Here is a 17,933-nt window from a genome sequence, read left to right on the forward strand (position 1 = left end):
ACCTCCGCACACGAAACGGGGTCGAAGGCGCCGGCAAGCGAGGTCCCTGCCTGCATCGTCACATGTCGCGCGAAACGATGCCCCTCGCTTGCCGGACGCCAGGACTGGTGTGGCGCGCAGAAACCACACCAGTGGTCCCGACCGAGCCGCGAATTCCCGTCGTGCCGTCCGTCCGCTCCCGTTCACCCGATGGCACCCGTCTGCGATGGCCACTCGTGACCTCTGGGCGATCGACCGGAGTTCGCAGTCTCGCGTCAATCCCGACAGCGTCGGTGGGCCGAAGCCGACGACATCCCCGGCACCGGCACGCTGTGCGCCGTGCGGGGAGCCGCCGCGACTGCTGTCCGGCGCTGTCACTCGCTACACGTCGGCCGCACGCGACGGGGTTCAGCTCACCGAACGTGACAAAGACAACTCAGCGTAATCGTCACAAACCGGTTGCGCGGTCACGAGGCCGATGTCACGCGATACACGTCGTAGACGCCCTCCACCTTGCGCACCGCGTTGAGCACGTGGCCGAGGTGTTTCGGGTCGCCCATCTCGAACGAGAAACGGGAGATCGCCACCCGGTCGCGCGAGGTGGTCACCGACGCCGACAGGATGTTGACCTTCTCGTCGGCCAGGATCTTGGTGATGTCGGACAGCAGCCGGTGCCGGTCCAGCGCCTCGACCTGGATCGCCACCAGGAACACCGAGTTCTCCGACGGCGCCCACTCCACCTCGACCAGCCGCTCGGGCTGCTTGCGCAGATCGTCGGCGTTGGTGCAGTCGGTGCGGTGCACGCTCACCCCGCCGCCGCGAGTGACGAAACCGAGGATCTCGTCCCCCGGCACCGGAGTGCAGCAGCGGGCCAGCTTGGCCCAGACGTCGTCGGCGCCCTTGACGATCACGCCCACGTCGTTCGTGCTGCGCCGGCGGCTGATGGTGGACGGGGTGGAGCGCTCGGCCAGCTCCTCCTCCGCCTCCTCCAGGCCGCCGATGAACGCCACCAGCCGCTGCACGACGTGCTTGGCGCTGATGTTGCCCTCGCCCACCGCGGCATACAGCGCGGTGATGTCGTTGTAGCGCAGCTCGGTGGCCAGTGCGCCCATGACGTCGGCGGAGATCAGCCGCTGCAGCGGCAGGCCCGCCCGGCGGATCTCCTTGGAGATGGCCTCCTTGCCCGCCTCGATGGCCTCTTCCCTGCGCTCCTTGGCGAACCACTGGCGGATCTTGGCCCTGGCCTTGGCCGAGCCGGCGAAGTTCAGCCAGTCCCGGCTCGGGCCCGCGTTCTCCGCCTTCGAGGTGAAGATCTCGACGACCTCGCCGTTCTCCAGCTTGCGCTCCAGCGGGACCAGCCTGCCGTTGACCCTCGCCCCGATGCACCGGTGGCCGACCTCGGTGTGCACGGCGTAGGCGAAGTCTACCGGCGTCGAGCCCGCGGGCAGCGTGATCACGTCGCCTTTCGGGGTGAACACGAAGATTTCCTTGGTCGCCATCTCGTAGCGCAGCGACTCGAGGAAATCCCCGGGGTCGGCCGCCTCCCGCTGCCAGTCGAGCAGCTGCCGCATCCACGCCATCTGGTCGATGTCGGCCGAGCCGCGGTGCGTGCCGCCTGTCTCCTTGTACCGCCAGTGCGCAGCGATGCCGTACTCGGCGGTGTGGTGCATCTCGTAGGTGCGGATCTGCACCTCCAGCGGCTTGCCGTCCGGGCCGATCACCGTGGTGTGCAGCGACTGGTAGACACCGAACCGCGGCTGGGCGATGTAGTCCTTGAACCGGCCGGGCATCGGCTGCCACAGCGCGTGCACCACGCCCATGGCGGCGTAGCAGTCGCGCACGTCCTCGACCAGGATCCGCACCCCGACCAGGTCGTGGATCTCGTCCAGGTCGCGGCCGCGGACGATCATCTTCTGATAGATCGAGTAGTAGTGCTTCGGCCTGCCTTCGACCTTGGCCTCGATCCGCGCCTCGGACAGGTTCTTGTTCAGCTCGTCGATGACCCGGCGCAGGTACTCGTCACGCTTGGGCGCGCGCTTGGCCACCAGCCGGACGATCTCGTCGTACTTCTTCGGCTGCAGGATGGCGAACGCCAGGTCCTCCAGCTCCCACTTGACCGTCGCCATGCCCAGCCGGTGCGCCAACGGCGCGAGCACCTCGAGAGTTTCCCGCGCCTTGCGCACCTGCTTCTCCGGCGGCAGGAAGCGCATCGTGCGCATGTTGTGCAGCCGGTCGGCCAGCTTGATCACCAGCACGCGAGGATCGCGCGCCATGGCGACCACCATCTTGCGGATGGTCTCCGCCTCCGCCGCCGTGCCCAGCTTGACCTTGTCCAGCTTGGTGACACCGTCGACCAGGTGTGCCACCTCGTCGCCGAAGTCCCGGCGCAGCTGCTCCAGCGAGTACCCGGTGTCCTCGACGGTGTCGTGCAGCAGGGCCGCCACCAGCGTGGTGGTGTCCATGCCCAGCTCCGCCAGGATGGTGGCCACGGTCAGCGGATGGGTGATGTACGGGTCGCCGGACTTGCGGCGCTGACCGCGGTGCAGCTCCTCGGCGACGTCGTAGGCCCGCTGCAGCAGCGCGAGATCGGCGTTCGGGTGCAGCTCCCGGTGCACCGCCACCAGCGGTTCCAGCACCTGCTTCACCGAGGCGGCACGCTGGGCGGTGATTCTCCTGGCCAACCGGGCCCGCACCCGTTTGGTCGCCGACGGAGTCGCGGGCCTGCCGGACCCTGGTGTGGGCGCGACAGTCGACGCGCCCGCCGTCGAGTCGAGCTCCTGGCTCACCCGCACCTCCCTCACGTCGTCCCGGCGCGGTCGGTATGAATACCCAGGTTAGCTCGCTCGGCTCAACGACGACGCTTCCCGGTTGGCTTACCGGTCGGGCGGCCGCTGCCCCGGCCGGACCGCCTGGCCTCCTTACCGGCCACTCGCTGCTGGTCGATCCGCCGCAGCGTGCGACCGGGCACGCTGGAAGCCGCCGCGTACGCCCGCTCCCGGCGCATCTCGGCCTCCAGCGTCTCCTCGTCGACGGAGATCTGCTCGTTCAGCTGGCCCTTCCGCTGCTGGGTCTGCGCCCGCCGCTCCATGACCCGGCGTTCGTGCTCCCGGTACTCCGGGTAGCGCATCTTGAAGTCCACCAGCAGCGGGGTGGCCAGCAGTACCGACGACACGGTGCCGGCCACGGTGCCGACCGACATCACCAGCGCCAGGTCCTTCAACGTGCCCGCGCCGAGCATGCCGACCCCGATCACCAGCAGCGCCAGCACCGGCAGCAGGGTGACCAACGACGTGTTGATCGACCGCATCAGCACCTGGTTGACCGCCAGGTTCGCCGCCTCGGGGAACGTCATCCTGGTCAGATCGAGCAGGTTCTTGCTGTTCTCCTTGATCTTGTCGAACACCACCACGGTGTCGTACAGCGAGAAGCCCAGGATGGTGAGCAGACCGATCACGGTCGACGGGGTCACCTCGAAACCGACCAGCGAGTACACACCCGCGGTGGTGGTGAGGTCGAAACCGAGGGCCAGCAGCGCGGACACCGCCATCCAGCGTTCGAAGTAGAACGCCAGGAAGAGCCCGACCAGGGCAAGGAACACCACCAGCGCGATGATCGCTTGCTCGGTGATCTCGCCGCCCCAGGATCCACTCAGCGCCCGGTCGCTGATCGCCGCCCGATCCGGCTCCCCGTCCGTGCCGAGCGGCTGCAGCTGCTCGTACAGCGCGTCCTTGAGTTTGGCGACCTCGGCGTTGGTCAGTGTCTCGGACCGGATGTCGATCGTGGCGTCCGGGCCGCTGCCGACCTCCTGCACCGCCACCGGGTCCTTGCCAAGGGTGTCCGCGAACACCTCCTCCACCCGGTCGACGTCGAGCCTGCCCTCCGCGGAGACCGCGGGCAGCTGGATCTTCGTCCCGCCGACGAATTCGATGCTCGGGTTGAATCCGCGGAAGATCATGCTGCCGATGCACACCAGCAGCAGCACCACGGTCGCCGAGTACCAGATCTTGCGCCTGCCGACGATGTTGAACGCGCCGGTGCCCATGTAGAGCCGGGCGAACACGCTGTGCTTCTTCGGCTCCTGGTCGATCGGGGTCGCCAGCGAGTACGTCTTCTCGTCCGCCACGTCAGACCCCCTTCGCCGTCGCCGTACGAGCCTTGCGCCGGGCGGCCGCAAGGTTGCCCTCGTCCTGCACCAGTCCGAGCCCGGACAGCGCCCGGTTGCTCAAGATCTTCCAGTTGCCGGCCAGCACCATCAGCGGGTGCGTCACCAGGAACACCACGGTCAGGTCGAGCGCGGTGGACAGGCCGACGGTGAACGCGAAGCCCTTCACCTGCCCGATGGCGAGGATGTAGAGCACCACCGCGGCGATCAGCACGACCGCGTCGGCGGACAGGATGGTGCGCCTGGCGCGCACCCACGCCCGCGGCACGGCCGACCGTACCGACCGGCCGTCGCGGATTTCGTCCTTGATGCGTTCGAAGTAGATGATGAACGAGTCCGCGGTGACACCGATGGAGATGATCAGACCGGCGACGCCCGCCAGATCCAGGGTGTAGCCCACCGACCGGCCGAGCAGGACGATCACCGGGTACACCACGGCCGCCGTGAAGATCAACGACGCGAACAGCAGCACCCCGAGCAAGCGGTAGTAGAACAGGCAGTACAACGCCACCAGCGCCAAGCCGATGAAACCGGCGATGAGCCCGGCCCGCAGCGACGACAGGCCCAGCGTCGGCGACACCGATTGGGCGTCCTGCGTCTCGAACGACAGCGGCAGTGATCCGTACTTCAGGATCTCGGCGAGCTCACGAGCTTCTTGCTCGGTGAAGTCACCGGTGATCCGAGTGCTGCCGCTGATCTGCTGGGTCACCGACGGCGCCGACACCACCTCGGTGTCCAGCACGAACGCCACCCGGGCCGGGTTGTCCAGGCCCTGCAGTTGCGACTTCTGCGCCAGCTTGGCGGTCAGCTCGGACCACTTGTCGTTGCCCTCGCTGGTGAAGTCGATGTTGACCTGGTAGCCGACGCTGTCCGGGTTCACGCTGGACGTCGAGCTGGCCACCATGGTGCCGTCCAGCACCACCGGGCCGAGCACGTACGCCTGGCGCGGCTCGTCCGCTGCGTCCTCGCTGGATCCTGCGGCGTCGCTCGGCCGCTGGCAGGCGACCAGCGGCAGGTCGGGCAGGTCGTTGCCGCGCAGCGGGTCGTCGAAGTTCTTGGCGCAGCCCTGCAGTTCCTTGACCGCCCGCTCGATGGCCGCGCGCTGCTTGGCCGGGTCCTGCGAGGCCAGGTCCTTGTGCTGGCGCACCTTGCGCGCCGCGGCGATCTCCTTCTTGGTCTGCTCGTCGAGGTCGTCGTCGTTGTCCGGCTGCTGCGCGAGCGCGCCCTGGCCGGCCGGGGCGCTGCCGCCGCCGGAGCTGCTGCCCTTGTCGGCGTCGGAGCCGGACTTCTTCCCGGAATCCGGCTTGTCACCGGAGGAGCCGGAGGACTTGTCTCCCTTTTCCGCCTTCTCGTCGTCCGCCTCGCTCTTCTCGTCACCACCGGCGGCAACCGCGGCCGGGTCGAACGGGCCCGCGATGACCTCGCGGAAACCCAGCTTGGCGGTCTGGCTGAGCGTCTTGGCCTGCTCCGCGTTGCCCGATCCGGGCACGGTGATGACGATGTTGTTGCCGTCCAGCACCACCTCGGCACCGCCGACGCCGAGGCCGTCCACACGCTGGTTGATGATCGCTCGCGCCGTGTTCAGCGACTCCCGCGACGGGTCCGAGCCGTCCGGGGTACGCGCGGTCAGCACGACGCTGGTGCCACCCTGCAGGTCGATGCCCAGCTTCGGCACCGGCTTGCCGTCGCCGGTGAAGAACACCAAGCCGTACAGGACGATGCCGATCAGCAGGAATATCGCCAGATGGCGCCAGGGTCTGATGGTCCCGGCAGGTGGTGCCACGGGAGTGCTACTCCTCCTCGACAGGGCCGCACGACGAGGCTGCCCGAAGTTGACGTTCGACGAGATGCCGCGTGGGAACGGTCACACCTCACCTCGCGGCACGGAGACTTTACTCCGTGCCGCGTGAGCCCGGTGTGACACCATGGCCGATGGCTACTTCGTGCCGTGCTCCAGCGGAGGGGCGACCTGCGCGCCGCTTTCGGTCTTGGTCTCGGCCTTGTCCTCGGCGGAGCCGTCGGCCGACAGCTCGGCCTCGGCGGAGCCGTCGGTGTCGCCGTCGGTCAGCTCCTCGTCGTCCTCGACGACCGGGCCGACCTTCTCCCGGACGGCCTGGCGCAGCCACGTGGTCACCACGCCGTCGGCGATCTCCAGGTCGATGGTGGTGTCGTCGCTGGCGTCGGCCACCGTGGCATACAAGCCGGAGGTGGTCATCACACGGTCGCCCGGCTTGAGGCTGTCCTGCATCTCCTGCTGGGCGGCGATCACCTTTTTCTGCTTGCGCGCGCTGAAGACCATCACCAGCAGCAGCGCAACGAACATGGGAAGGAGGATTTCCATGTTGCTCCCTTGTCGGGCACTCGCGGCGCCCGGTTGTGTCAACGTCCGTCTGTGACCGGCTGTCAAGTCCGCGTCGCAGCCGAGTGTGCCAGTGTACGCCCCGCACCCGGTCGGCAGGTCCCCGTCCCCGGCCTTGGCCTCGGCGAACAGTGCCGGGAATCGGTCTTTGCCACGTGCGAACCGCGCGCTGGAGGCTGCTAGTCGAACAGCGTCGGGGCTTCCGGCTGCTCCTTGGGCGGGATCAGGCCGAGGTGCCGCCACGCCGCCGGGGTGGCCACCCGGCCACGCGGGGTGCGGGCCAGCATGCCCGCGCGCACCAGGTAGGGCTCGCAGACCTCTTCGACGGTGGCCGCCTCCTCACCGACGGCCACCGCCAGCGTGGACACCCCGACCGGACCGCCACCGAACGACTCGACCAGCGCCTTGAGCACCGCCCGGTCCAGCCTGTCCAGGCCCAGCTCGTCCACGTCGTACACCTCGAGCGCGGCGCGCGCCGTCTCCAGCGTGACGACACCGTCCGCCCGCACCTCGGCGTAGTCCCGCACCCGGCGCAGCAGCCGGTTGGCGATCCGTGGCGTCCCCCGGGAGCGCCGGGCGATCTCCGCGGCACCGTCCGGCTCGATGGGCACGCCCAGGATGGCCGCCGAGCGGTGCAGCACCTGCTCGAGTTCTTCCGGCTCGTAGAACTCCATGTGCCCGGTGAACCCGAACCGGTCGCGCAACGGCCCGGTCAGCGCACCGGACCTGGTGGTGGCACCGACCAGGGTGAACGGCGCGATCTCCAGCGGAATGCTGGTGGCGCCGGGGCCCTTGCCCACCACCACGTCGACCCGGAAGTCCTCCATGGCCATGTACAGCATCTCCTCGGCGGGCCGGGCGATGCGGTGGATCTCGTCGATGAACAGCACGTCGCCCTCGGCCAGGTTGGACAGCATGGCCGCCAGGTCGCCTGCGCGTTCCAGCGCCGGCCCCGAAGTGATCCGGATCGTGCTGTTCAGCTCCTCGGCGATGATCATCGACAGCGACGTCTTGCCGAGCCCCGGCGGACCGGACAACAGCACGTGGTCCGGCGGCCTGCCGCGCCGCTTGGCGCTCTCCAGCACCAGCTCCAGCTGTTCCCGCACCCTGGCCTGGCCGATGAACTCGCTCAGCCTGCGCGGCCGCAGCGCGGTCTCCAGCTCCCGCTCCCCCGTCTCCGGCAGCGCGGAGACCGGAGAGCGCGCGGTGCCGAACTCGCCGTAGTCCTCGTCGCTCATCAGCGCTGCTTCCCGATGCTGCTCAGCGCGGCCCGCAAGACCGCCGACTTGTCACCGTCGCCGTTGGCCGCCAGGACGCCGTCGACCGCCTGCTCCGCCTGCCTGGCCGGGAAGCCGAGCGAGATGAGCGCCTCGACCACCTCGGAGCGCACGGCGGAGTTCGCCGTCGCGGCGGCGGGCCCGGCCGCTGCGGTCGCCTGGCCGGCGGCATCGATCTTGTCCCGCAGCTCCAGGCTCAACCGCTCGGCACCCTTGCGGCCGATGCCGGGAACCTGGGTGAGCACGGAGATGTTGCCGTCGGCGATGGCGGCACGCAGCGTCTCCGGCTCCAGCACCGCGATCGCGGCCAGCGCCAGCCGCGGCCCGATACCGGACACCGTCTGTAGCAGTTCGAACAGCTCACGGGCCTGCACGTCGGAGAAGCCGTACAGGGCGAGCGAGTCCTCCCGCACCACCAGCGAGGTGAACAGCTGCGCCTGCTCCCCCACCCGCAGCGTCGCCAGCGTCGCCGGCGCGGCCTGCACGGCCAGTCCCACGCCACCGACCTCCACCACCGCGTGGTCGAGCGCGACGGAGAGCACCGTGCCGCGTACCGACGAGATCATCTCCTCACTCCCTGATCATGCTCGGGCCCGGAGCCGGGCCGCCTCCTTCAGCCTGGCCTTGTGCTGCCTGGCCAGCTCGGCCGCGTGCCGTTCCACCTCGGCCAGCCGCTTGCGCAGCGGTTCCCGCCACAGGTGACAGATGGCCAGCGCCAGCGCGTCCGCGGCGTCCGCGGGCTTGGGCCGCTGGGGCAGCGACAGCAGCCGCGTCACCATCGTCGTCACCTGGGCCTTGCCCGCCGCACCGGACCCGGTCACGGCCGCCTTCACCTCGCTAGGCGTGTGGAAGCCGACGGGCAGGCCGCGCCGCGCGGCGCACAGCGCGACCACGCCGCTGGCTTGCGCGGTGCCCATCACCGTGCGCACGTTGTGCTGGCTGAACACCCGCTCGATGGCCACTGCCTGGGGCCGGTGCTGCTCGAGCGCCTGGTCCACCGCCTCGGCCACGGCCAGCAACCGGGACGGCAGCTCGGCGTCGGCCGGCGTACGCACCACCGAGTAGTGCACGCAGGTGACCTGCCTGCCGGGGCCGCCGTCCACCACGCCGATCCCGCACCGGGTCAGCCCCGGGTCGACCCCGAGCACGCGCACCCTCTCGCCTCCGTCCCTCCGAGCCGACGAACATCCGTTCGACACGCAGGCTACCGCCACCGGCCGCGCACCCGGCCGGCGACGCGCCGCGTCAGGCCAGGTCCGGCTGCCCGGTGTCGGTGAGCACCGGCTGCCAGCGGCGGAATCCCGGCGGGGCGTCCGGGCTCCACGGCCACTGCCCCTGCGGCGTCGGCACGACGATCTGCAGCGCGGGGAAGTCACCCATCGGGTACAGCAGGAACGCCGACCCGAAGTACTGCGGGTAGTACCGCTCGGCGACCTTCTGGAACAGCACCGGGACCCCGTCGAAGAAGTCCTCGTACGGCACGCCGATGCGGAACTGCTCGCCGGTCGCCGCCCGGTCGACGTAGGCGTCCAGCAGCACCGTGCCCATCGGCCTGGGCAGGCCGATCACCACGGCCTCGGCCACCCCGTGGGTCCGCCACGCCCCCGCGGTGAACTCGAAGTTGCCGACCCCGTCGCCCGGCTGCACCGAGATCACCGCGTTGCCGCGGGTCTGCGCCTGTTCGAGCATCCACTCCTTAAGCTCTGCTTCTTCCGGGCTCAGGACGGCGTCCACGGGCGAGGCGGGCGCCCGGCGCGGCGCGGGCCTCGGGGTACGAGAAGCGTCGGCGTAGGAGTCGGTCGTCACAGCGGACATCTTGCCGTATCCGTATCGTGACCGGCACAGGCCCGCCGGGCATTCCCGCGGCGCCTGCGCCGAACGGCTCAGCCCAGCCGCCCGACGGCAGCACGCCCGGCCGGGATCACGTCACCGCGGACCGCCGGGCGAGTGCTGCGGGCCCGGGAAACCGCCCGACGGCGGCACCGGTTGCGGTGGGTACGGCTGCCCGCCCTGCGGAGCGGGACGACCGGCCGGGGGCTGCGGTCCCGCCGGCGGCATGCCGGGCTGGGGCGCCGTCCCCCAGTGCTGGGGAGCGGGACCACCGAAGGGGGCCTGCCCGCCACCGGGCGTGACAGCCGACGTCGCAACGAGGCCGCGCAGTTTGCCCAGCCCGAACACCACGAATCCGAGCGCGATGGTGACCACCAGCAGCACCGGCACGTAGACGAAGAACTTGTCGCTGTCCGGCCGGAGCATGCCGCCGTACATCTTCAGGTCGTCGGCGATGTAGTAGATGAGGTAGGCCAGTGGCAGCGACACCCAGGTGAACGGGAACCACCACTTCATCCGCGCCGCGCTCGCGCCGACGAAGCACGCGTCGGCGAACACCACCAGCGGCGTCAGCAGGTGCTCGAACAGCGACCAGGTTTCGCTCAGGTCGCCGTCCAGCAGCGTCATGTACACCGACATGACCAGCAGCAACAGCACTGCGGTGCCGCCGCGAATCCACGCCGACGGGGGTTCGTGGCTGCGACCGAGCGTGAACAGCGGCCACAGCATCAGCACGCCGTAGACGATCGCGGTGAACAGGCTGGCCTGCAGGCTCAGACCGGGCCACGGGTTGCCGTCCTGCTGCACCGCCGCGATGACGCCGATGAGCGCGAAGGCGACGATCAGCAGCCGCCACAGGGTGACGCCGAGCAGGACACCCGGACGAATCCTGGTGACCGGCGGTGCCGGCTGCGGCGAAAACGGCTGCGCTTGCGGCGGCTGAACACCACTCAGGCCAGGCTGCATCCCAGGCTGCATCGAACCCCCTTCACTGCGGGGTGCAGCCTAACCGACCTCGGCCAGCACTTCGTCGGAAACGTCGAAATTGGCGTAAACGTTCTGTACGTCGTCGGAGTCCTCGAGCGCCTCGATCAGCTTGAAGACCTTGCGAGCGCCTTCGGCGTCCAGCGGAACGGTGACCGAGGGGATCCAGCTGACGTCGGCGGACTCGTACTCCATGCCCGCCGCCCGCACCGCGTCGCGGACCGCCACCAGGTCGGTCGCCTCGCTGATGATCTGGAAGCTCTCGCCCAGGTCGTTGACCTCTTCCGCGCCGGCGTCCAGCACCGCCATCAGCACGTCGTCCTCGGTCAGGTCGCCCTTGGGCACCACCACGACGCCCTTGCGGTTGAACAGGTAGGAGACCGAGCCGGGATCGGCCAGCGAGCCGCCGTTGCGGGTCAGCGCGGTGCGCACCTCGGACGCCGCGCGGTTCTTGTTGTCGGTCAGGCACTCGATCAGCACCGCGACGCCGTTGGGCGCGTAGCCCTCGTAGGTCACCGGCTGCCAGTCGGAGCCGCCCGCCTCCTCGCCCGCTCCGCGCCTGCGGGCCCGCTCGATGTTGTCCTTCGGGACGGAGTTCTTGGTCGCCTTGAGGATCGCGTCGTACAGCGTCGGGTTGGCGTCCGGGTCACCGCCGCCGGTACGCGCGGCCACCTCGATGTTCTTGATCAGCCGCGCGAACAGCTTGCCTCGTTTGGCGTCCAGCGCGGCCTTCTTGTGCTTGGTCGTCGCCCACTTGGAGTGTCCGGCCATTTCTCCTCGTCTCTTCCCTACGCTCGTGCGGCGGACACCATGCCGACGAACAGCTCGTGCACCCGCAGATCCCCGGTGATTTCCGGGTGGAAAGCGGTCGCCAGCACCGCCTTCTGCCGAACCGCGACGATTTTACCCGCGGCGGGTCCCGCAGCCGGGGTGTCCGGAACCGTGGCCAGCACCTCGACGTCCGCCCCGACCGACTCGACCCACGGTGCCCGGATGAAGACGGCGTGCAGCGGCTCGGCTAACCCGGCGAAGTCCAGGTCGGCCTCGAACGAATCGACCTGCCTGCCGAACGCGTTCCGGCGGACCAGCATGTCCACGGCGCCCAGCTGGTGTTGGTCCGGCCTGCCGTCCAGCACCTTGTCGGCCAGCAGGATCATGCCTGCGCACGACCCGTAGGCGGGCATCCCGCCGGCCAGCCTGGCACGCAAGGGCTCGAGCAGGCCGAACACGTCGAGCAGCCGGGACATGGTGGTGGACTCGCCACCGGGGATCACCAGCCCGTCGACGGCCTCGAGTTCGGACACCCGGCGTACCGCGCTGACCCGCGCGCCTGCCGACTCCAATGCCGTGAGGTGTTCGCGGACGTCACCTTGCAGGGCAAGAACACCGACGTGCGGCTTGTTCGTGGTCAACGGCGAAACCTTCCTGAACGGCCTCTACCAGCGTAGTTGTCCGGCGCCCCGCACCGGTGACCGGGTCAGGGAACGCCGGCGAGCCGCAGCAGCGCCGCAGTGGCGGCGGCGGCCAGCACCACCACCACGAACGGGGCTTTCCGAATCGCCAGCACGGCACCGACCAGCACCCCGGCGGGCCGGGCCCACCCGGCGAACGCCTTCCCCTCGACGAACGCCGCGGTGGCCACCAGAGCCGCGAGCAGCACCACCGTGGCGGTCACCATCAGGCGTTCGACGCGCGGCGAGAGCGAGAACCGGTCGCGCAGCAGCGGACCGACGACACGGCACCCGTACGTGCCGAGCCCGAGCACCAGGGCGGACACCAGCAGGGTCGTCGCCGTCGCGGTCATGACGACTCCGGCAAGCGCTCACGGCCCCGCGAGACCTCGGCGACGGCGACCCCGGCCAGAGCGAGCAGTACCGGCAGTCCCGCGGGCAGGAAAGGCGTGGTGGCCAGTGCGACGACCGCGCCGGCGATCGCGGCGCGCCGGGCATGCCGGTCCCGCAGCGACGGCAGCACCAGTGCCAACAGCACGGCGGGGAATGCCGCGTCCAGGCCGAGCGCGTCGGTGTCGGTGATGGCCGTGCCCGCGGCAGCGCCTGCGACCACGCCGAGGTTCCAGCACACGAACAGGCTCACCCCGGTGACCCAGAAGGCCCGTTTCCGCTGGTCCGGGCTCGGCTGCGCGAGCGCAAAGGCCACCGACTCGTCGATGATCAGGTGGGCGCCCACCAGCCGGCGCCACCCCGTGCCCAGCGTGTCGGCCACCGCGAAGCCGAACGGTAAGTGCCGCGCATTGACCAGCAGCCCGGCGAGCACCGCCGCTACCGGGTTGCCGCCGGAGGCGACCATGCCGACGAAGATGAACTGCGCGGCACCGGCGAAGACCACCACGGACAACACCATGGGCAGCCAGAACGGGAGGCCCGCGCTCACCGTGATCGCCCCGAACGACACGCCGACGAGTGTGTCGGCGGCCAGGACCAGCGCGATGTCGCGGGCCAGCCCCGGATCGAGCGATCGCCATATCGAACGCATGACTTCTATAATGAACGAATACCGGAGTGTTCGTCAAGGCGAACGATTGACCGATGGAGCGAACCAAGTGTCCGACGTGAAGTCCGCCCCACCGCTGGCCGCGATCGCCCGCTCGTTGCGCCGCGAGCGCGAACGCGCCGGGTTGTCCCTGTCCGAGCTGGCCAAGCGGGCCGGGATCGCCAAGTCGACGTTGTCCCAGCTGGAGTCGGCCACCGGCAATCCCAGCGTGGAGACTCTGTGGGCGCTGTCGGTGGCGCTCGACGTGCCGTTCGCGCGCCTGGTCGACCCGCCGCGGCCGACCGTGCAGCTGTTGCGGCGCGGCGAAGGACCCACGGTCGCCTCGGAGCGCGCCGACTACGTGGCGACGGTGCTGTCCGCGTGCCCGCCGGGCGCCCGCCGTGACCTGTACTTCATCTCGGCCGAGCCCGGATCGGCCCGGGAGTCGGATCCGCACATGCCGGGCGTCGTCGAGCACGTCGTGCTGTGTTCGGGCCGGGCCAGGATCGGACTGCTGGACGATCCGGTCGAGCTCGAGCCCGGTGACTACATCGCCTACCCCGGCGACCTGCCCCACGTGTTCGAGGCGATCGAGCCCGGAACCACGGCCGTCCTGGTGTCCGAGCATGTCTGACGCGGCGAAGCCCACCCCGGGCGACGACACGGGCGCCCGCTGCCGCACCTGCGGGCGAGCGCGAACGGACGCCGACCCGCTGGAAGCGCTCAGCTGGGTGTGCGACCGCTCCGGGGCTCAGCCGCAGTGGCTGTGCGACCGGTGCGCCCGCGAGCACGTCCGCGACATCGAAAGCAAGCTGCCTGCCGAATTCTGGTGATCGCCAGGTCCGCGGACCGGGCCGCTCGGCCTGAGAAGCCCGCAGCGACCCGGTGCGGTCCCGGGTGCGCCGAGCGGCCCCAGCGCCGCGCGCCGGGGCCGTCACCCGCCACGATCACCAGCCGCGTTCGGCCAGCCGATGCGGCTGCGGCACCTCTTCCACGTTGATGCCGACCATGGCCTCGCCCAGCCCGCGGGACACCTTGGCGATCACGTCCGGGTCGTCGTAGAACGTGGTCGCCTTGACGATCGCCGCGGCGCGCGCGGCCGGGTCGCCCGACTTGAAGATGCCGGAGCCGACGAACACGCCTTCCGCGCCCAACTGCATCATCATCGCCGCGTCCGCCGGGGTGGCGATGCCACCCGCGGTGAACAGCACCACCGGCAGCTTTCCGGTCTGCGCCACCTCCTTGACCAGCTCGTACGGCGCCTGCAGCTCCTTGGCGGCGACGTACAGCTCGTCCTCGGGCAGCGAGGTCAGCCTGCGGATCTCGGAGCGGATCCGGCGCATGTGCGTGGTGGCGTTGGACACGTCCCCGGTGCCCGCCTCGCCCTTGGACCGGATCATGGCCGCGCCCTCGGCGATGCGGCGCAGCGCCTCCCCCAGGTTGGTCGCACCGCACACGAACGGCACGGTGAACTGCCACTTGTCGATGTGGTGCTCGTAGTCGGCGGGAGTGAGCACTTCCGACTCGTCGATGAAGTCCACGCCGAGCGCCTGCAGCACCTGGGCCTCGACGAAGTGCCCGATGCGCGCCTTGGCCATCACCGGGATCGACACCGCGTCGATGATCCGCTCGATCAGGTCCGGGTCGGACATCCTGGCCACCCCGCCCTGCGCCCGGATGTCGGCAGGCACGCGCTCCAGCGCCATCACGGCGACCGCCCCGGCGTCCTCGGCGATCTTGGCCTGCTCGGGAGTGACCACGTCCATGATCACGCCGCCCTTGAGCATCTCGGCCATGCCACGCTTGACCCGCGGCGTGCCGGTCTCGGAGTTCGGCTGCTGTCCAGCGGTCGAGGTCTGCTCAGCGGTCAACGCTTCACGCCTTTCTCTCTTCCGGGGGATACGTTCCGATGGTACGGCCGTTGTGGCCCCTTCGGGCGGGCCAGTGGCGAGCTGTTTCGGCAGGCCACTTCATCCGGCCCCTTGCACCCCGGGCGGCCGGGGTGTGTGATCGGAGACACACCCGACAGCTCGCATCGCGCCAGGTAGGAGGCCGCCATGGCTGACAGACATACCCACTCCAGCGGCAGGCACAACGGCAAGGCCGGCGCCGCGTCGCTGGTGGTCGACTCCCCCACGGCTGTGCGCAACGTCGCGGTGGTCGGACCGTCCGGGTCGGGCAAGACCACGTTGGTGGAAGCCCTGCTGGCGCACACCGGCACGATCTCCCGGGCGGGCAGCATCACCGAAGGCACCACGGTGTGCGACCACGACCCGGTCGCGGTCCGGCAGCAGCGCTCCGTCGCGCTGGCCCTGGCTCCGCTCGTGCACGAGGGCATCAAGGTCAATCTCATCGACACCCCGGGCTATCTGGACTTCCTCGGCGAACTGCGCGCAGGCCTGCGCGCGGCCGACGCCGCGCTGTTCGTGGTGTGCGCCGCCGACGGGGTCGACGAGGCCACCGCGGCGTTGTGGCGGGAATGCGCCGAAGTCGGCATGCCCCGCGCCGTGGTGATCTCCCGGCTCGACCACCCACGAGCGGACGCCATGGGCGAGCTCGCCGCGTGCCAGTCCGCGTTCGGTGCCGGTGTGCAGCCGCTGTACCTGCCGGTCGGCGCCCAGGCGCTGCTCGGCCTGATCACCCAGCGGCTCATCGACTACTCCGCGGGACCGGCGCCACGGATCGGCGACGTGCCGGAAGCCGATCGGGGCCGCTTCACCGAGGCCCGCAACCAGCTCATCGAGGGCATCATCGAGCAGTCGGAAGACGAGACGTTGATGGACCGCTACCTGGCGGGCGAAGAGATCGCGGTGGAGACGCTGATCAACGACCTGGAGACCGCCCTGGCCCGCGGGTCGTTCCACCCGGTCGTGCCCGCCTGCGCGTTCACCGGGGTGGGACTGGCCGAAGTGCTCGAAGTCGTCACCAAGGGCTTCCCCTCGCCGCAGGAGCGTCCGGTGCCGCCGGTGACCACTGTGGACGGCAAAGAACACGCAGAGCTGACCGCCGACCCGGCCGGCCCGTTGGCCGCCGAAGTCGTCCGCACCACCGCGGACGCTTACGTCGGCCGCGTGTCCCTGGTGCGGGTCTTCTCCGGCACCCTCCGGCCGGAGCGCCCGGTGCACGTGTCCGGACACGGGATGGCCGAGCGCGGGCACGCCGACCACGACACCGACGAGCGGGTCGCCCACATCTACTCCCCGCTGGGCGCGCAGCTGAACGAAGTGCCGTACTGCGTGGCCGGCGACCTGTGCGCGCTCACCAAGCTGGGCTCGGCCGAGACCGGGGACACCATCTCCGATCCGCGCGAGCCGCTGCTGATGAAGCCGTGGGCCATGCCGGAGCCCCTGCTGCCGATCGCCGTGGTCGCCAAGAACCGGTCGGACGAGGACGCGCTGGCGCGCAACCTCTCCCGCCTGGTGGCCGGCGACCCCACATTGCGGCTGGAACGCAACGCCGAGACCAACCAGCTGGTGTTGTGGTGCATGGGCGAAGCGCACGCCGACGTCGCGCTGTCCCGGCTGCGCGCGGGCGGCACCGAGGTGGAAACCGAGGACGTCAGGATCCCGATGCGGGCCACGTTCACCAGCAAGGCGCACGGCCGCGGGCGGCACGTCAAGCAGTCCGGCGGGCACGGCCAGTACGCCATCTGCGAGATCGACGTCGAGCCGCTGCCACGCGGATCCGGGTTCGAGTTCGTCGACAAGATCGTCGGCGGCGCAATCCCCCACCAGTTCATCCCGAGCGTGGAGAAGGGGGTGCGGGCCCAGCTGGCCAAAGGCGTCACCGACGATCCCTACCCCGTGGTGGACGTCCGGGTGACGCTGGTCGATGGGAAGGCGCACAGCGTGGACTCGTCGGATGCGGCGTTCCAGACGGCCGGGGCACTGGCCGTCAAGGAGGCTGCCGCCGCGGGCAACGTCGTACCGCTGGAACCGTTGGACGACGTCGAGATCACGTTGCCGGACGAATACCTCGGAGCGGTCCTGGGTGACCTGTCGTCGCGGCGCGGCCGGGTGATGGGCACCGAGTCGGCGGACAACGGCCACACGGTGGTCAAAGCCCAGGTACCCGCGGTGGAACTGGTCAGGTACGCCATCGACCTGCGGTCGCTGACGTCCGGAACGGCGACGTTCACCCGGAAGTTCGCCCGCTACGAGCCGGTACCACAGGGGGCGTTCGCCTCGGCGCACTAGCGGACGGCGGTACGAACCGCCTGCGGGACGGCCGTGCGGGCCCCGTCGCCGGACGATGGTGCGGGCCGCGCCGCCGGGCGGTGGTGCCCGCCTGCCGGGGTGGCCGGAAAAGCGATCAGCCAGCTCCGGCCGGTGGCCGAACGTCGACGGCCAGCCGGGCCTCGGGCACGCTACGTGGCGATGTCCGGCTCGGCGATCTCGAAGTACTCCGGGGCAGGCGCCGACCCGGCCAGCCGGAAGTAGCGCACCTTCCGGCGGCGGCGCAAGCTCAGCGTGTCGCGCACCGCGTCGTTGTAGACGCGGCGGGCGATCACCACTCGCTGCTCGGCGTCGGCGAGCTCGGCCGCGATGCCCTCCGGCAGCGCTCCGCGGTCGACGTCGGCGAGCAGCCGGGTCAGCCGGTTCTCCGCCGCTTCCCGTTCCCGCCGCGGCGCCGACTCCGCGGCGTACGCGGCCGCTCGCAGCTCTTCGGCGTCCGCCAGCGTGCTGGCGACTGCCCGTGCGACCACCGCCCGGCGGGCCAACGCCGCATCCAGCGCCGCCCACGCGGCGTCGGTGCGGATGTGCAGGCGGTCCAGCCGGTTCGCGGTGGTGACCAGCAGCGCGAGCAACAGCAGGGCCGCCACGCCCACGACGATCAGCACGGTCTGGTCGAG

At 70.3% G+C, this 17,933-nt stretch carries 18 protein-coding genes; 3 read left to right on the plus strand and 15 right to left on the minus strand.

The features are described 5' to 3' along the window. Window positions 1-446: 446 nt before the first annotated feature. The 13 genes from YWY_RS0101610 to YWY_RS19660 form a co-directional block, all read right to left on the minus strand. Window positions 447-2,765, minus strand: coding sequence for a RelA/SpoT family protein (locus tag YWY_RS0101610; protein ID WP_028846201.1), 2,319 nt, complete (start codon window positions 2,763-2,765; stop codon window positions 447-449). A 62-nt stretch (window positions 2,766-2,827) separates the two neighbouring features. Then, window positions 2,828-4,102: a protein translocase subunit SecF gene (secF, locus tag YWY_RS0101615; RefSeq protein WP_051309478.1), complete on the minus strand. Its 1,275-nt coding sequence runs from the start codon at window positions 4,100-4,102 to the stop codon at window positions 2,828-2,830. 1 nt (window position 4,103) lies between these two features. Then, entirely contained in the window at window positions 4,104-5,924 is a 1,821-nt protein-coding gene (gene secD / locus YWY_RS0101620; RefSeq protein ID WP_028846203.1) for a protein translocase subunit SecD, read from the minus strand. 153 nt (window positions 5,925-6,077) lie between these two features. Continuing rightward, complete coding sequence (gene yajC, locus YWY_RS0101625) at window positions 6,078-6,482, minus strand: preprotein translocase subunit YajC (protein WP_028846204.1); 405 nt, start codon at window positions 6,480-6,482, stop codon at window positions 6,078-6,080. A gap of 197 nt (window positions 6,483-6,679) precedes the next feature. After that, the gene (gene ruvB, locus YWY_RS0101630; protein ID WP_028846205.1) at window positions 6,680-7,738 is read right to left on the minus strand and encodes a Holliday junction branch migration DNA helicase RuvB; all 1,059 of its coding nucleotides are present in this window, start codon (window positions 7,736-7,738) and stop codon (window positions 6,680-6,682) included. Beyond that, window positions 7,738-8,343: a Holliday junction branch migration protein RuvA gene (gene ruvA / locus YWY_RS0101635; RefSeq protein ID WP_028846206.1), complete on the minus strand. Its 606-nt coding sequence runs from the start codon at window positions 8,341-8,343 to the stop codon at window positions 7,738-7,740. The genes ruvB and ruvA overlap by 1 nt, the downstream gene beginning before the upstream one ends. 15 nt (window positions 8,344-8,358) lie before the next feature. Beyond that, window positions 8,359-8,931 carry a crossover junction endodeoxyribonuclease RuvC gene (ruvC, locus tag YWY_RS0101640; RefSeq protein ID WP_028846207.1) on the minus strand — a complete coding sequence of 191 codons (573 nt, stop codon included), beginning with the start codon at window positions 8,929-8,931 and terminating at the stop codon, window positions 8,359-8,361. Window positions 8,932-9,022: 91 nt separating this feature from the next. Then, complete coding sequence (locus YWY_RS0101645) at window positions 9,023-9,592, minus strand: DUF4262 domain-containing protein (RefSeq protein WP_084608774.1); 570 nt, start codon at window positions 9,590-9,592, stop codon at window positions 9,023-9,025. Window positions 9,593-9,703: 111 nt separating this feature from the next. Next, window positions 9,704-10,573 carry a hypothetical protein gene (locus tag YWY_RS24340; protein ID WP_211227455.1) on the minus strand — a complete coding sequence of 290 codons (870 nt, stop codon included), beginning with the start codon at window positions 10,571-10,573 and terminating at the stop codon, window positions 9,704-9,706. A gap of 39 nt (window positions 10,574-10,612) precedes the next feature. Next, window positions 10,613-11,362, minus strand: coding sequence for a YebC/PmpR family DNA-binding transcriptional regulator (locus YWY_RS0101655; RefSeq protein ID WP_028846209.1), 750 nt, complete (start codon window positions 11,360-11,362; stop codon window positions 10,613-10,615). 17 nt (window positions 11,363-11,379) lie between these two features. Continuing rightward, the gene (gene pdxT / locus YWY_RS0101660) at window positions 11,380-12,003 is read right to left on the minus strand and encodes a pyridoxal 5'-phosphate synthase glutaminase subunit PdxT (RefSeq protein WP_028846210.1); all 624 of its coding nucleotides are present in this window, start codon (window positions 12,001-12,003) and stop codon (window positions 11,380-11,382) included. Window positions 12,004-12,068: 65 nt separating this feature from the next. Continuing rightward, a complete protein-coding gene (locus YWY_RS0101665) occupies window positions 12,069-12,395 on the minus strand; it encodes an AzlD domain-containing protein (RefSeq protein ID WP_028846211.1) in 327 nt (108 codons plus the stop codon). Continuing rightward, the gene (locus tag YWY_RS19660) at window positions 12,392-13,084 is read right to left on the minus strand and encodes an AzlC family ABC transporter permease (protein ID WP_051309480.1); all 693 of its coding nucleotides are present in this window, start codon (window positions 13,082-13,084) and stop codon (window positions 12,392-12,394) included. Before YWY_RS19660 ends, YWY_RS0101665 begins: the two co-directional genes overlap by 4 nt. Window positions 13,085-13,160: 76 nt before the next feature. Between YWY_RS19660 and YWY_RS0101675 the strand changes: the two genes are divergently transcribed. After that, window positions 13,161-13,715: a helix-turn-helix domain-containing protein gene (locus tag YWY_RS0101675; RefSeq protein WP_028846212.1), complete on the plus strand. Its 555-nt coding sequence runs from the start codon at window positions 13,161-13,163 to the stop codon at window positions 13,713-13,715. Further along, the gene (locus YWY_RS19665; protein WP_038044229.1) at window positions 13,708-13,914 is read left to right on the plus strand and encodes a hypothetical protein; all 207 of its coding nucleotides are present in this window, start codon (window positions 13,708-13,710) and stop codon (window positions 13,912-13,914) included. The genes YWY_RS0101675 and YWY_RS19665 overlap by 8 nt, the downstream gene beginning before the upstream one ends. Before the next feature lie 114 nt (window positions 13,915-14,028). On the opposite strand, the gene pdxS is transcribed toward YWY_RS19665, so the two are convergent. Beyond that, on the minus strand, window positions 14,029-14,877 hold the full coding sequence (gene pdxS, locus YWY_RS0101685; protein ID WP_245566520.1) for a pyridoxal 5'-phosphate synthase lyase subunit PdxS: 849 nt from the start codon (window positions 14,875-14,877) through the stop codon (window positions 14,029-14,031). A gap of 261 nt (window positions 14,878-15,138) precedes the next feature. Here pdxS and YWY_RS0101690 point away from each other — a divergent pair, with 261 nt between their 5' ends. Further along, window positions 15,139-17,277 carry an elongation factor G-like protein EF-G2 gene (locus YWY_RS0101690; RefSeq protein WP_028846214.1) on the plus strand — a complete coding sequence of 713 codons (2,139 nt, stop codon included), beginning with the start codon at window positions 15,139-15,141 and terminating at the stop codon, window positions 17,275-17,277. 170 nt (window positions 17,278-17,447) lie between these two features. On the opposite strand, the gene YWY_RS0101695 is transcribed toward YWY_RS0101690, so the two are convergent. Beyond that, window positions 17,448-17,921, minus strand: a complete 474-nt coding sequence (locus YWY_RS0101695; protein WP_169725204.1) for a LemA family protein — start codon at window positions 17,919-17,921, stop codon at window positions 17,448-17,450. Between the last annotated feature and the right edge of the window lie 12 nt (window positions 17,922-17,933).

The organism is Thermocrispum agreste DSM 44070, assembly GCF_000427905.1.
Taxonomy (GTDB): Bacteria; Actinomycetota; Actinomycetes; order Mycobacteriales; family Pseudonocardiaceae; genus Thermocrispum; species Thermocrispum agreste.